The sequence below is a fragment of the Alkalibacillus silvisoli genome, from assembly GCF_039521975.1.
In the GTDB taxonomy this organism is placed as follows: Bacteria; Bacillota; Bacilli; order Bacillales; family Alkalibacillaceae; genus Alkalibacillus; species Alkalibacillus silvisoli.
Window position 1 is genome coordinate 147,376 of the sequence record NZ_BAAACZ010000011.1, and the last position, 13,988, is coordinate 161,363.

Sequence of the window (13,988 nt, forward strand, 5' to 3'; positions counted from 1 at the left end):
TGACAACAGATGAGAGGTTTAATTTATGAACAATTTCACGAATTTAAGTCAAATTCATTTAGATGTGTTAAAGGAAATTGGCAACATTGGGGCTGGAAATGCAGCAACTTCATTATCGAACTTAATCAACCGCTCTGTTTCAATGAGTGTCCCAATCGTTAATATTGTTTCATTTGATGAAATGATGTTAGAAGTCGGCGGAAAAGATGAGGTTCAAGCTGCTGTTTTTGTCCGAGCTACAGGTGATATTCCAGGAAATATGTTCTTTATGATATCACCAGAAGAAGCGGATTTGTTCGCTCAACTAATGATTGGTGATGAAAGTCAAACAGTCTCCAATGATGACCCAATGGCCGTATCTGCATTTTTAGAATTAGGTAATATTCTTACAGGTTCTTATTTAAGGGCACTATCAGATTTCACAAACTTAGAAGTCGTTCAATCAGTCCCTAATGTGGCGATTGATATGGTTGGTGCAATGCTCACTCAAGGATTAATTGAAATATCTACTGTCTCAGACCAAGCGATTATGATTGAAACGATCCTGCATGACCTTGATGGTATTGAACGGGAGATTAAAGGTCACTTTTTTCTATTACCGAATCCAGAATCATATGAGATTATTTTTAACGCATTAGGGGTAAGTGAATAATGAATCAGACATTAGATGTAGTAAAAGTAGGCATAGCAGATTTGAACATTGCTAGGCATCCACATACGATTATGACAGCAGGATTAGGTTCATGTGTCGGGTTGATTTTATATGATGACCTTAAAGAAGTAGCGGGGTTAGTACACGTTATGCTACCGGATTCATCAATGGCAAGAGGGAAGTCATATAAACAGGGTAAGTTTGCAGATACTGGAATCAAATCATTAATCGATCTACTAGAAGCTGAGGGAATTAGGAGTAGTCGTTTAAAAGCTAAGATGGCTGGTGGAGCACAGATGTTTAATTTAAGCAATGGGAGTGACATGATGAAGATTGGCCAACGAAACATAGAAGCCGTTAAAGAACAGTTAAAAAAATATCGAATACCAATCGTCGCAGAAGATGTTGGTGGTCATAAAGGAAGAACGATTGAATTTCTGATTGATCAATCTTTATTAAACGTCAGAACAGTCAAAGAAGGTGTGACACAAATTTGATGGTCGGTTCGTATTGGCATAATTTCTTAGGAGCTACAATTTTAAGTGTCTATGTATTTCTATTATCTTTACTAAACAATACACCTCAAGCTTCAATTGAAAGAGCACTTTTAACTTTTATTATAAGTCTTATATTGATTCAACTAATGAGGTGGGGTGTAACGTATATAACAAAAAAGAACCACCAACAGAACATAAATAAACACAATTCTTCAAACGAAAATCCTGATTATAATGAATCAGATGTTGAGCTAGACGTTGAAGAAACAGCAAATCATGTGCGCACTATGATGAATGAAGAGCAGCTAGAAAGATAACTTTTTGGGGGGCGTCAAGATGAAAACTACATCATCCTCTTTACAACAACTTTGGAGTAGTTGGCAAAATACAAGAGAACAAGAAGCTGGTAATCTATTAGTTGAACACTATATGCCATTAGTAGATTATCAAGTTAATCGCATCCACACACACCTTCCTAAAAGTGTCGACAAACAAGATGTTAAAAGCTTAGCTTTAATGGGATTAGTAGATGCTTTGGAAAAGTTTGATACTAAGCGTGATTTAAAGTTTGATACTTATGCGACATTTCGTATTAGAGGTGCGATTATTGATGGTTTACGTAAAGAGGATTGGCTGCCTCGTTCTGTTCGTGAAAAGTCTAAAGAAATAGAACAAGCGCATGAGTTACTAGAGCAGAAATTACAACGTGAACCGACAGTAGATGATGTCGCAAAATATTTAAAAACCCCCCCAGAAGACGTAGCTGAAATTATGAAAGATACACTCTATGCAAATGTTTTATCAATTGAAGAAAAAACGAGTGAACAGTTAGATGAACAACGAGAAAGTTTAAGAAATACAATTCCAGATACCCAAGCAATACTTCCTGATGAGCACTTAGTAAAACGTGAACATGTTGAAGAGTTAGTGAAAGAGATGGAAAAACTTAATGATAATGAGCAATTAGTGTTAAGTTTGTTTTATAAAGAAGAGTTAACTTTAACTGAAATAGGGGAAGTTTTAGACTTATCAACATCAAGAATCTCACAAATTCATTCGAAAGCGATTGCTAAGCTTAAAAAAATGCTTACAACATGATGTTATAAAGGGGGTAGCTGTTTGTGGATTTAACCCGTTTATTTAACTTGAGCGTGACGAAAGATGAGATGGAAGCAACATTAGGCATAAACAGTGCTTATTTAACCGAATTACATGAAAATGATGAGATTGACATTGAAACGCAAATAGTTTCATCTACAATATATGACCACTTATTAAATCAACAAATTCAATACAATTTAAATAAAGAAGCTGTTAAAGAATTATGTGATTTCATTAAGCAAGGGATTAGTGATGAAGAGAAATCAGTAGTGGTTTCTAAAGGAAACCCACCTATAGATGGTGAAGATGGGTATATTCAATATCATGTAAACTTAGCGACACAAACAAATGTTCAAAGTGGACAAGATATTGACTTTAAAGAAATGATGAAAATCCCAATTGTAGAAGCGGGAGACCCACTTGTTACGTTTGTTGCTCCAACAACAGGTGATGAAGGAATCAATGTTTATAATCAACTAGTAGAGTCAAAACCAGGGAAGAAGGTTAGTCTAAAAGCAAGTGAAAACACGAAGCTAAATTATGAAAAGGCTACGATTTATGCTACTGAGAGTGGACAAGTTACACTAACTGAAAAAGAGATTAAAGTGTTACCTACTTATGAAGTGAATAACCATTTAGATTTAACTGTAGGAAACATTGATTTTAATGGCTCGATTGTGATCAACGGTGATGTACCTGAAGGCTTTTCATTAAAAGCAAGAGGTGATATTACTATAAAAGGTATTGTAGAAGGGGCTTTTCTGGATTCTGGAGGTTCTATTTTTATTAGTGAAGGGATCTCTGCGATCGGAAAAGGACAGCTTCGTGCAACTTTGGATATTAACGTGGGTAATGTAAACCAAGCTATTCTTGAAGCAGGTCGAAATATTTATGTGAAACAGTCTATTTTGCATAGTGAAGTAACGGCAAGAGAATCTATCAAATGCCAAAACGGACACATTATAGGTGGTTCTGTTTCAGGTGGTAAACGAGTTGAAGCAAACGAAATAGGAAATCGAATGGGTTCTAAAACAGTGATTTATTTAGGTGATAATAAAAAAGTAATTGAAAAGCGCATTTATATCGAAGAACGAATGAAAGAATTAATGGATCAGTTAAAGAAACTTAAGGCAATTGGAGAAAAGTTTGAACAACTTAAAAAGACAAGAGAATTAACGAATAAAGAACGCGTAACCCTTTTAAGACAAAAGCGTTCTTATGAAAAGGCGCGCCTAGAATTAAGTGAGTTAAATGATGAATATGAAGTATTTCGTCAACAAAATCAACCCCAAGAGGTGGAAAAACATTTACCTAAAGTTATAGTCAATGGTACAATTTATCCAAATGTAGAAATCAATTTCGGTAAATATGCTAAGTTAATTGAAAAGGAAACGAGTAAGGTTTCAGTTGTCTATCAGGACAATGACTTCTCGATTAACCCGTTGTAAACCAAAGGAGAGGTGAAGCATATGAGTTGGAAAGCAGTAGAAATGCAAGTAGCGCTTCCTAGAACTCAAGATGCTGGACAACTTCAAGATCAGTTACAACAAAGAGGGCAAATCATGCAAGACAATATTGCCCAACAACAATTACGAGAATTGGAACGTAAAAGAAAATCTGTATTAGAATCAGAACATGCTGAAAGTGTACACAACGAAGGTGATGAACAACATGAAGAGTCTGATTCTTATTCAGATGAAGAGCATCAAAGATCAGAACAAAAAAACGGAGAGAAATATCGAATCCCACACCCTTATTTAGGAAATCGTGTAGACTTTTCCCGCTAATGACAGGTGGTATTTATAGTGGAAATCTTTAATTTAATCTTACATGGGTTAACATTTATCGTGATTTTTTGGTTGTATCAAAAATGGCGACAATCAACTGAATTAGAGCATCAATCTGAACAACGCGTACAAGAAATAGAAGATTTGTTCAACTCATACTTATTAGAGATCAAAGATGAAAATAAGAAATTAATTGAAGAACTCTCAAAAGTAGATCAATATCCAAAACAACGAAATAAAGTAAACGAAAAAGAACCTTCTATTAAAACTAAAGAAAATCCATACAAAGAGCCTTTACAAATGGCCCAATCAGACAAACAGCCTGAAGAAAATTTACCAAACTATAGTTTAGATTTAATGGTAGAACAACAACAAGATCAATTGGAAATTAACCATTCGCAAAAACGTGAAACAAAACATGAACAACCTATAAAAGAAGAGCAAACTACACAAAGCAATATTCTTAGTTTATATAAGGAAGGGCATTCAATTGAAACAATTGCAAGGGATTTAAACATGGGTGTAACTGAAGTCGAACTTATTGTAAAATTTAATCATAAAATGACTATTTAATACTTGCTTGGTGTATACAGTTGTGATATATTTACTTTTGGTGTTAATACACACGTTTGTGGAAGTGAATAAAGGTGCTCTGTATATGAGTTTTGTTTACTGATGAAGCAGGCGGAGGGAAAAACCATTTAGGAGGAAATTTATTATGTCAGCTATTTCAATGAAACAATTATTGGAAGCTGGTGTTCATTTCGGACACCAAACTCGCCGTTGGAACCCAAAGATGAAAAGATACATCTTTACTGAGCGTAACGGCATTTACATCATCGACCTACAAAAAACTGTTAAGAAGGTAGATGAAGCGTTCAACTTCATTAAGGAAGTTGCTCAAGATGGAGGTACAGTACTATTTGTTGGTACGAAAAAGCAAGCTCAAGATACGGTGAAGGAAGAAGCGATCCGTTCGGGTATGCATTACATTAACCAACGTTGGTTAGGTGGAACATTAACAAACTTCCAAACAATCGAAAAGCGTGTTAATCGCTTAAAAGATATCGAAACAATGGAAGAAGACGGTACATTTGATGTACTTCCTAAAAAAGAAGTTGTTATGATTCTTAAAGAAAAAGAACGCCTTGAGAAATTCCTTGGCGGGATTAAAAATATGGAAGATTTACCTGATGCTCTATTTATTGTTGACCCAAGAAAAGAGCGTATTGCAGTTAAAGAAGCTCAGAACTTAGATATCCCAATCGTAGCTATGGTCGATACTAACTGCGATCCAGACGAAATTGATTATGTCATCCCTGCAAACGATGACGCAATCCGTGCGGTTAAGTTAATCACCTCTAGAATGGCGGATGCGATCCTTGAAGTAAAACAAGGGGAAGCAACAGAAGATGCTTCTGAAGATGTTACTTCAGAGGAGCAAGAAGAAAAACAAGCGGTTCAAGAGTAAAAGGTTGTAGGTGATAAGAGGTAGGACCTTTTATCACCTTTTTTAAACTAAGGGTTTTATAAACATAATGATGTAAATCCTAGTAATGGATGATCACAAATAGAGATCACAAATACATGTTATAAATTGACTTAGAAAACATAAACATAAAGTGCTCAAGGAGGAAGTAATATGGCGATTAGTGCGAAGTTAGTAAAAGAACTGCGCGAAAAGACTGGCGCAGGTATGATGGATTGTAAGAAAGCTTTACAAGAAACAGATGGTGACTTAGACCAAGCAGTTGAATACTTACGTGAGAAAGGTATGTCAAAAGCAGCTAAGAAAGCTGACCGTATTGCAGCTGAAGGTTCAACTCATATTGTAACTGAAGGTAGCACAGCAGTTATGATCGAAGTTAACGCTGAGACGGACTTCGTTGCGAAAAATGACGAATTCAAAAACTTATTAGATGTACTTGCAAACCATATTCTTACACATAAACCTGCTTCATTAGAAGAAGCTTTAGAACAAAAGCTAAATGGTACTGAGGAAACAGTTAGTGAATACATTACCTCTGCTATTGCAAAAATTGGAGAGAAACTTTCATTACGTCGTTTTGAAATCTTTGAAAGTGACGACAATTCTGCAATTGGTGCTTACATCCATATGGGTGGAAAAATCGGTGTACTATCACTTGTAGAAGGTACTACTGATGAAGATGTTGCAAAAGATGTGTCAATGCACGTTGCAGCAATCAACCCTCAATATTTATCTCGTGATGAAGTTGACCAGGAAGTAGTAGACCAAGAACGTGAACGTCTAAAGCAGCAAGCACTTGAAGAGGGTAAGCCTGAAAATATTGTTGAGAAAATGGTAGAAGGCCGTTTAGGTAAGTTTTTTGAAGAAATCTGCTTATTAGATCAATCTTTCGTAAAAGACCCAGATCAAACAGTTAAGAAGTATGTTGAGTCAAAAGGTGCTTCTGTTAAATCTTTCATTCGTTTTGAAGTTGGCGAAGGTATGGAGAAGCGTGAAGAAAATTTCGCTGATGAAGTAATGAACCAAGTTAAGAAATAACTTTGTATGAAAGTAGGGGACACTTGGTGTGTTCCCTATTTTGTAAGAAGAGGTTGGGACTAATCATGAACAGTCACTTGGTTTTGCTAAGTATAATCATAAATTGCGATTAGCAGCATGGAAATTATTAGCTGTTTAGACTTTTTAATGATTGTTTTGTCCGTCCTCTATTACCATAGACAAGTTTCACAAAGCCTTATTTAGGCTTTGATTAAAGTAAACGTATAAAGAAACTATTTCTTACATAATGACGGAGGTAAATATGTCAACACCAGATTTCAAACGAATCGTATTAAAATTAAGTGGCGAAGCGCTAAGTGGAGAGCAAGGGAATGGTATTGACCCAAAATTTATTAAGTCAATTGCTGAACAAGTTAAGGCTGTTCATGACTTAGGCGTTGAAATTGCTATTGTAGTTGGTGGAGGAAATATTTGGAGAGGGAAAGTCGGCAGCGAAGTTGGGATGGACCGCGCAAATGCTGATTATATGGGAATGCTTGCAACAGTGATGAACTCTCTTGCTTTACAAGATAGTTTAGAAAACTTGGGTGTACAAACGCGTGTACAAACCTCAATTGAAATGAGACAAGTTGCAGAGCCATACATTCGTCGTAAAGCCATGAGACATTTAGAAAAACAACGTGTTGTTATATTTGCTGGTGGTACTGGTAATCCATATTTTTCTACTGATACAACTGCGGCACTAAGAGCAGCTGAAATAGAGGCCGATGTAATATTAATGGCTAAAAACAACGTAGATGGTGTTTATTCAGATGACCCTAAATTAAATACTAATGCATATAAATACGATGAACTAAGCTTTATGGAAGTATTAAATGAAGGTTTAGGCGTTATGGATTCAACTGCCTCATCTTTATGTATGGACAACGACATTGCATTAATAGTATTCTCTATTATGGAGGAAGGTAACATTAAACGAGTTGTTACCGGTCAAGAAATTGGAACTATTATTAGGAGGAAATCAGAATGAGTGATGCAGTAATTAAAGATTGTCGAGAAAAAATGTCAAATGCCATTCAAGCTTTCTCAAAGCAACTGGCATCTGTAAGGGCAGGTCGTGCGAACCCAGCAATACTAGACAGTGTTTATGTTGATTATTATGGTGCGAGCACGCCATTAAACCAACTATCAACTGTATCAGCACCTGAGGCAAGATTGCTAGTTATTACGCCATTTGATAAATCAGCAATGGGTAATATTGAAAAAGCAATTCAGAAAGCTGATCTTGGTTTAACACCTAACAATGATGGTAACGTCATTCGAATCAATATTCCTGCCTTGACTGAAGAACGTCGTAAAGATCTAGTGAAAGTGACTCGTAAATACGCAGAAGAAGCGCGTGTTCAAGTAAGGAATATTCGCAGAGATGCAAATGATCAGTTAAAAAAGCTAGAAAAAGATAGCGAAATCACAGAAGACGAATCACGTGCTTTCCAAGAAGATGTTCAAAAAGAAACAGATCAACATATTAAAGAAATTGACAAACTATTAGAAAATAAAGAAAAAGAAATGACAGAAGTTTAACTTCTATTTTAATATACAACAGCTTTCGCCTGACTAAGCGAAAGCTGAATTTTTCTTAATGCTATTTAAAGAGGGATTATTATGCTTTTTCGTTCAAACTCTAAAGAAGATCATCAAGAAATAAGTACTGAAAACACTCCAAAACATATTGCAATTATCATGGATGGTAATGGGCGTTGGGCTAAAAAAAGGGCTCTCCCACGTGTAGCGGGCCATCGCGAAGGCATGAAATCAATTGAAAAAGTTGTCACAAGAGCTTCTAATTTAGGTGTGGAGGCATTAACTTTATATGCTTTTTCCACTGAAAATTGGAAGAGACCTAAAACAGAAGTCGAGTTTATTATGAAATTACCGTCACAATTTCTAGATACATATTTGCCCGGCTTAAAACAAAACAATGTTAAAATAACAACAATAGGTGATTTTGATTCATTGCCTACCTTTACAAAGCAAGCTGTAACCAAAGCGATCGAAGAAACGAAGGGTAATGATGGTCTAACTTTGAATTTAGCACTTAATTATGGCAGTCGTAAAGAATTATTAGATTCTGTGAAGGCTATTAGTGAGTCAGTAGCAAATGGTGAAGTATCTATAGATGAAATAGATGAAACATTAATTGAAAGCCATTTGTATACGCATGGCTTGCCTGACCCAGATTTATTAATTAGAACAAGTGGCGAACAAAGGTTAAGTAATTACTTACTATGGCAGTTAGCCTATGCTGAGTTTTATTTTACTGAAAAATATTGGCCTGAATTTGGTGAAGAGGCTTTAGATGAAGCAATAAAAGAATACCAACATCGAAAAAGAAGGTTCGGTGGTTTATAGGGAAGTGATTTAATGAAACAACGAGTCATTACAGCCATAATTGGATTAGTTATTTTCATACCCTTTGTTGTCTATGGGGGATGGCCATTCGCGTTATTAATTTCATTGTTGGCAACTATGGGATTAAACGAGTTGTTTCGTATGAATAATATATCAACTTTTAGTTTCCCTGCAATGATTACCTTTGTATTATTATGGGGCATATTTATTGATTTATTTATTACTTCAATATTCAGTTACATACCTGTTAATCAGTATGAAGCGCTCTTTATATATATTTTTATTCTTTTAATTTATAGTGTTTTAGTCAAAAACAAAAAGACGTACCATGATCTATCATTTATCTTACTTTCCGTTTTTTATGTCGGGATTGGTTTTGGCTATGTTGTAGAAACAAGGTTTGCTGGTTTAGAATACATTTTATTTGTTTTATTAATCATTTGGTTAACTGATACAGGTGCCTATTTCTTTGGAAAATACATTGGCAAAAGAAAATTGTGGCCTGAAATTAGCCCTAAGAAAACGATTGCTGGTTTTGTAGGTGGTATAATAAGTGCAATTGTAGTGTCTGTCATTTTCCAATTAATATATCCAATGTACGACCAAGTATGGTTGGTCATAGCGATCGCAATTATTGCTTCAATCCTTGCTCAAATAGGCGACCTTGTAGAGTCAGCATTAAAAAGAACTTATGAAGTTAAAGATTCAGGCACCTTATTACCAGGACATGGTGGCGTTTTAGATCGTTTTGATAGCCTGATATTTATGTTACCATTTCTTCACTTTCTACAATTTATTTAATCATGTAACGAATGAGGGTTATTTATGAAAAATATTGTCTTATTAGGTGGAACGGGTTCAATTGGCTTACAAACTATTGATATAATAAAAGAACATCCTAACTCTTTTAAATTATATGGTTTTGCGTTTGGTACCCAGGTAGATGTAGCCAAACCAATAGTCGAAGAGCTTAAACCTGAGGTGATCATTGTTAAAGATGAACAAACAAAAAGTCTTCTTCAATCATCTCTTACATATGATGTTAAAGTGTACGCTGGTGTAGAAGCATTGAGTGACGTTGTAACACACCCTCAGGTAGATGTAGTTGTTAATGCTTTGTTAGGTAGTGTGGGTTTAGAGCCTACTTTACAAGCGATTCGTTCACAAAAACAAATTGCGTTTGCAAACAAAGAAACATTAGTGACAGCAGGGCATTTAGTAATGGATGAAGCTAATAAATACGGTGTAGATTTACTTCCAGTAGATAGTGAACATGCAGCTATTCACCAATGTTTACGAGGTGAGAGTTTAAAAGAATTAAAACGCATGGTAATAACAGCATCAGGTGGTAGCTTTAGAGATCGAAATCGTAATGAACTCATAGATGTAACTAAAGAAGATGCTTTAAAACATCCCAATTGGAGTATGGGGGCCAAAATTACAATTGACTCTGCTACTATGATGAATAAAGGCTTGGAAGTTATTGAAGCTCATTGGTTATTTGATGTTCCATATAATCAAATTGATGTTATTATGCATAAAGAAAGTGTCATACATAGTATGGTTGAGTTTGTAGATCAAAGTGTTATGGCGCAATTAGGTACACCGGATATGCGTATTCCAATTCAATATGCTTTAACCTATCCTGATCGCTACCCATATAGCTTATCTAAAGGGTTAGACTTACTTTCTTTTGCTACACTAAACTTTCAAGAGATGAGTTTTGAACGATTTCCGTGTTTAAAAATGGCATATGACGCTGGTCGTGAAGGTGGTTCAATGCCAACGGTTTTAAATGCCGCTAATGAGGAAGCAGTAGCTTTATTTCTAAATGATAAAATAGATTTTTTAGGAATTGAGACTTTAATTCAAAAGCAATTAGAACAGCATACAAAAATTAATTCTCCAGATTTAGAAACAATTATAAGTATTGACCAAGAAATTCGAGAGCGAGTACGTCGTGAAGGATCTTAAAGGAAGGTGCTAGTATTGAATACCGTTATAGCCTTTATATTCATGTTTGGACTATTAGTGTTTATCCACGAATTAGGCCATCTTATATTTGCTAAAAGAGCTGGAATGTTAGCTCGAGAGTTTGCGATCGGCTTTGGACCCAAAATATTTTCATATCGAAAAGATGAAACGCTATACACCGTCCGACTATTACCAATTGGTGGATATGTACGGGTTGCGGGTGAAGACCCTGAAATTATCGAATTAAAACCTGGTCACCACATTGGACTTGAGTTTAACGACTACGGTGAAGTAGACAAGATTATTGTTAATAATAAGTCGAATTATCCTAACTCAAAAATTGTTGAAGTTGAAGAGATCGACCTAGATCATAATTTGACAGTTGATTGTTATGATCTAGATTCTGATGAGCGTCATCAATTTGATGTTAACCGTAAAGCTTTATTCATTATGGATGATAAAGAAACATTAATAGCACCTTATGACAGACAGTTTTCATCAAAAACTGCTAGTCAAAAAGGAATTCAAGTTTTTGCCGGTCCAATGATGAATTTCTTACTAGCAATTGTCTTTTTTATTGGACTTGGTTTTGTTCAAGGTGTACCTGTTGATGAAGCTAAGATAGGCGGTATTCAAGAAGGTAGCCCTGCTGAAGATGCTGAATTAATTGAAGGTGATGAGGTCGTATCTATTGATGGTGAAAATATTGATACATGGATGGATTTTGTTCTTTATGTTCAAGAACGCCCAGATGAGCAATTAGAAGTTACAATAGACCGAGAAGGAGATCTCATTACCAAATCTATTACACCTGAAGCTTTCACAGAACAAGGAGAAACCATCGGACGACTCGGAGTCATGCGGATGTTTGAGGAATCACCGGGAGATGTCATTTTGCACGGGTTTACACAAACCTATGATATTACCGTTCTAATTATTGAAGCAGTCGGACAATTAGTTACTGGACAACTATCGATTGATGCACTAGCTGGACCTGTTGGAATTTATTCAGCTACAGATGATGTAGTACAAACTGGGTTCACAAACTTTTTAACTTGGACTGCTATGTTAAGTATAAATCTAGGGATTATAAATTTATTACCGTTGCCAGCTTTAGATGGTGGTCGATTGATGTTTATTGGCTTAGAAGCTATAAGAGGAAAACCAGTTGACCCACAAAAAGAAGGTGTAGTGCATTTTATTGGTTTTGCGTTGTTAATGTTACTGATGATTGTAGTGACCTGGAATGATATAGAGCGATTATTTATGTAAATTTCGTAATATGAGGTGAATCTAATATGAGACAAAGTAATATGTTGATTCCAACTTTGCGAGAAGTACCAAAAGAAGCTGAAATTGCTAGCCATCAGCTACTATTAAAGGCTGGTTATATTAGAAAGCTAGCTTCTGGTGTTTATAATTTTTTACCATTAGGTAAGAAAGTTATGCGTAAGTTAGAAAGTATAATTCGAGAAGAGATGGACCGTGCAGGCGCACAAGAGATTCAGATGCCAAGCTTACAACCTGCTGAATTATGGCAGACATCTGGTCGTTGGAATACAATGGGTCTAGAGTTAATGCGTCTTAATGACCGCCATGAAAGGCAGTTTGCATTAGGTGCGACTCATGAAGAAGTTGTTACATCACTAATTCGTGATGAGATTAATTCTTATAAAAAATTGCCATTAACGCTGTATCAGATTCAAGCGAAATATCGTGATGAAAAACGTCCACGCTTCGGTTTATTACGCGGTCGAGAATTCTTAATGAAAGATGCTTATTCTTTTCATGAAGACTTTGATTCTTTAGACGTTACTTATGATCGTCTATTTGATGCTTATAAACGAATCTTTGAACGTTGTGGCTTAAATTTTAGAGCAGTTATTGCAGATTCTGGAGCTATGGGTGGTAAAGATACACATGAATTCATGGTGTTATCAGACGTTGGTGAGGACACGATTGCTTATTCGGATACATCTGATTATGCCGCTAACGTAGAAATGGCACCAGTTGTCACTCAATACAAAACTCCTCAAGGCGAAAAGAAGTCACTTGAAAAAGTAGAAACGCCTAACGCTAAAACGATGCAAGAAGTTGCTGATTATTTAGGACATACACTTCAAGAAGGCATGAAGGCTATTATGTTTAAAGTTGATGAACGCCTTGTTTTAGTTGTAACTAGAGGCGATCATGAGGTAAACGATATTAAAGTGAAGAATTTACTTAATGCTGATATTGTTGAGTTAGCAACTGAAAATGAAACAATCAACGCTGTTGGTGCTGGCTTCGGTTCTTTAGGTCCGATTAATGTACCTGAAGAGGTTGATGTGATCGCAGACAACGCTGTTCAATCACTCATAAATGCAACTTGTGGTGCAAATGAAAATGGTTACCATTATAAAAATGTTACCCCAGAACGTGATTTCGCAGTTAACCAATATGCTGATATACGTTTTATTGAAGAGGGAGACCCTTCTCCAGATGGTCAAGGTACCATACAATTTGCTAAAGGGATTGAAGTAGGACATGTATTTAAATTAGGCTCTCTATATGCCGATAAACTTGGTGCTTCGTTTTTAAATAAAGAAGGGCGTGCACAAAGTTATGTCATGGGTTGTTATGGTATTGGTGTCACGAGAACTTTAGCAGCTGTTGTAGAACAATATCACGATGAAAATGGCATGTTCTGGCCAGATTCTTTAGTTCCTTACGATGTTCATATCATTAACCTAAATGCGAAGAAAGAAGAACAAGTTGAGGTTTCTGAAAAAGTTTATGACCAATTGCAAGCTAAAGGTTATGAAGCACTATATGATGACCGTCAAGAACGAGCTGGTGTTAAATTTAACGATAGTGATTTAATTGGCATTACACATCGTATTACGATTGGTAAACGAGCTCATGAAGGGTATGTAGAATATAAACATCGACAAACGGGTGAACAACAAGATGTTCATATTGATGAACTAGTTGGTTTTCTTCAATCGATTAATTCATAATTAGAATAAAAACCCTTGTCTTTAAGGTTAAGACAAGGGTTTAATAAAATTATTTAACCTTTAAGAGAGGGTAATAAG

The 13,988-nt window shown here is 35.7% G+C and carries 16 protein-coding genes; all 16 read left to right on the plus strand.

The annotated features are described in order from the left end of the window. Positions 1–25: 25 nt before the first annotated feature. The 16 genes from ABDZ63_RS08130 to ABDZ63_RS08205 all read left to right on the plus strand — a co-directional run bounded on the left by ABDZ63_RS08130 (position 26) and on the right by ABDZ63_RS08205 (position 13,910). Complete coding sequence (locus ABDZ63_RS08130) at positions 26–652, plus strand: chemotaxis protein CheC (protein WP_343782965.1); 627 nt, start codon at positions 26–28, stop codon at positions 650–652. Further along, positions 652–1,149: a chemotaxis protein CheD gene (locus tag ABDZ63_RS08135; protein ID WP_343782966.1), complete on the plus strand. Its 498-nt coding sequence runs from the start codon at positions 652–654 to the stop codon at positions 1,147–1,149. The genes ABDZ63_RS08130 and ABDZ63_RS08135 overlap by 1 nt, the downstream gene beginning before the upstream one ends. After that, a complete protein-coding gene (locus ABDZ63_RS08140) occupies positions 1,146–1,466 on the plus strand; it encodes a hypothetical protein (RefSeq protein ID WP_343782967.1) in 321 nt (106 codons plus the stop codon). The genes ABDZ63_RS08135 and ABDZ63_RS08140 overlap by 4 nt, the downstream gene beginning before the upstream one ends. A gap of 19 nt (positions 1,467–1,485) precedes the next feature. Beyond that, entirely contained in the window at positions 1,486–2,247 is a 762-nt protein-coding gene (locus ABDZ63_RS08145) for a FliA/WhiG family RNA polymerase sigma factor (protein WP_343782968.1), read from the plus strand. A gap of 23 nt (positions 2,248–2,270) precedes the next feature. Then, on the plus strand, positions 2,271–3,698 hold the full coding sequence (locus ABDZ63_RS08150; protein WP_343782970.1) for a flagellar assembly protein A: 1,428 nt from the start codon (positions 2,271–2,273) through the stop codon (positions 3,696–3,698). A 21-nt stretch (positions 3,699–3,719) separates the two neighbouring features. Beyond that, positions 3,720–4,037, plus strand: coding sequence for a hypothetical protein (locus ABDZ63_RS08155; protein ID WP_343782972.1), 318 nt, complete (start codon positions 3,720–3,722; stop codon positions 4,035–4,037). Positions 4,038–4,055: 18 nt separating this feature from the next. Continuing rightward, the gene (locus ABDZ63_RS08160) at positions 4,056–4,610 is read left to right on the plus strand and encodes a DUF6115 domain-containing protein (RefSeq protein WP_343782974.1); all 555 of its coding nucleotides are present in this window, start codon (positions 4,056–4,058) and stop codon (positions 4,608–4,610) included. Positions 4,611–4,755: 145 nt separating this feature from the next. Then, the gene (rpsB, locus tag ABDZ63_RS08165) at positions 4,756–5,508 is read left to right on the plus strand and encodes a 30S ribosomal protein S2 (RefSeq protein ID WP_343782976.1); all 753 of its coding nucleotides are present in this window, start codon (positions 4,756–4,758) and stop codon (positions 5,506–5,508) included. A gap of 171 nt (positions 5,509–5,679) precedes the next feature. Further along, complete coding sequence (gene tsf, locus ABDZ63_RS08170; RefSeq protein ID WP_343782978.1) at positions 5,680–6,564, plus strand: translation elongation factor Ts; 885 nt, start codon at positions 5,680–5,682, stop codon at positions 6,562–6,564. 262 nt (positions 6,565–6,826) lie between these two features. Continuing rightward, positions 6,827–7,555, plus strand: coding sequence for a UMP kinase (gene pyrH / locus ABDZ63_RS08175; RefSeq protein ID WP_343782980.1), 729 nt, complete (start codon positions 6,827–6,829; stop codon positions 7,553–7,555). Continuing rightward, a complete protein-coding gene (frr, locus tag ABDZ63_RS08180) occupies positions 7,552–8,109 on the plus strand; it encodes a ribosome recycling factor (RefSeq protein ID WP_343782981.1) in 558 nt (185 codons plus the stop codon). The genes pyrH and frr overlap by 4 nt, the downstream gene beginning before the upstream one ends. An 81-nt stretch (positions 8,110–8,190) precedes the next feature. Beyond that, the gene (gene uppS, locus ABDZ63_RS08185) at positions 8,191–8,937 is read left to right on the plus strand and encodes an undecaprenyl pyrophosphate synthase (RefSeq protein ID WP_343782983.1); all 747 of its coding nucleotides are present in this window, start codon (positions 8,191–8,193) and stop codon (positions 8,935–8,937) included. Positions 8,938–8,949: 12 nt separating this feature from the next. Further along, the gene (locus tag ABDZ63_RS08190) at positions 8,950–9,738 is read left to right on the plus strand and encodes a phosphatidate cytidylyltransferase (protein WP_343782985.1); all 789 of its coding nucleotides are present in this window, start codon (positions 8,950–8,952) and stop codon (positions 9,736–9,738) included. Between the two features lie 24 nt (positions 9,739–9,762). Beyond that, complete coding sequence (gene dxr, locus ABDZ63_RS08195) at positions 9,763–10,911, plus strand: 1-deoxy-D-xylulose-5-phosphate reductoisomerase (RefSeq protein ID WP_343782987.1); 1,149 nt, start codon at positions 9,763–9,765, stop codon at positions 10,909–10,911. 15 nt (positions 10,912–10,926) lie between these two features. Further along, positions 10,927–12,183 (plus strand): RIP metalloprotease RseP, encoded by a 1,257-nt coding sequence (gene rseP / locus ABDZ63_RS08200; RefSeq protein WP_343782989.1) that lies wholly within the window; start codon positions 10,927–10,929, stop codon positions 12,181–12,183. 26 nt (positions 12,184–12,209) lie between these two features. Further along, positions 12,210–13,910: a proline--tRNA ligase gene (locus tag ABDZ63_RS08205; protein ID WP_343782991.1), complete on the plus strand. Its 1,701-nt coding sequence runs from the start codon at positions 12,210–12,212 to the stop codon at positions 13,908–13,910. Positions 13,911–13,988: the final 78 nt, after the last annotated feature.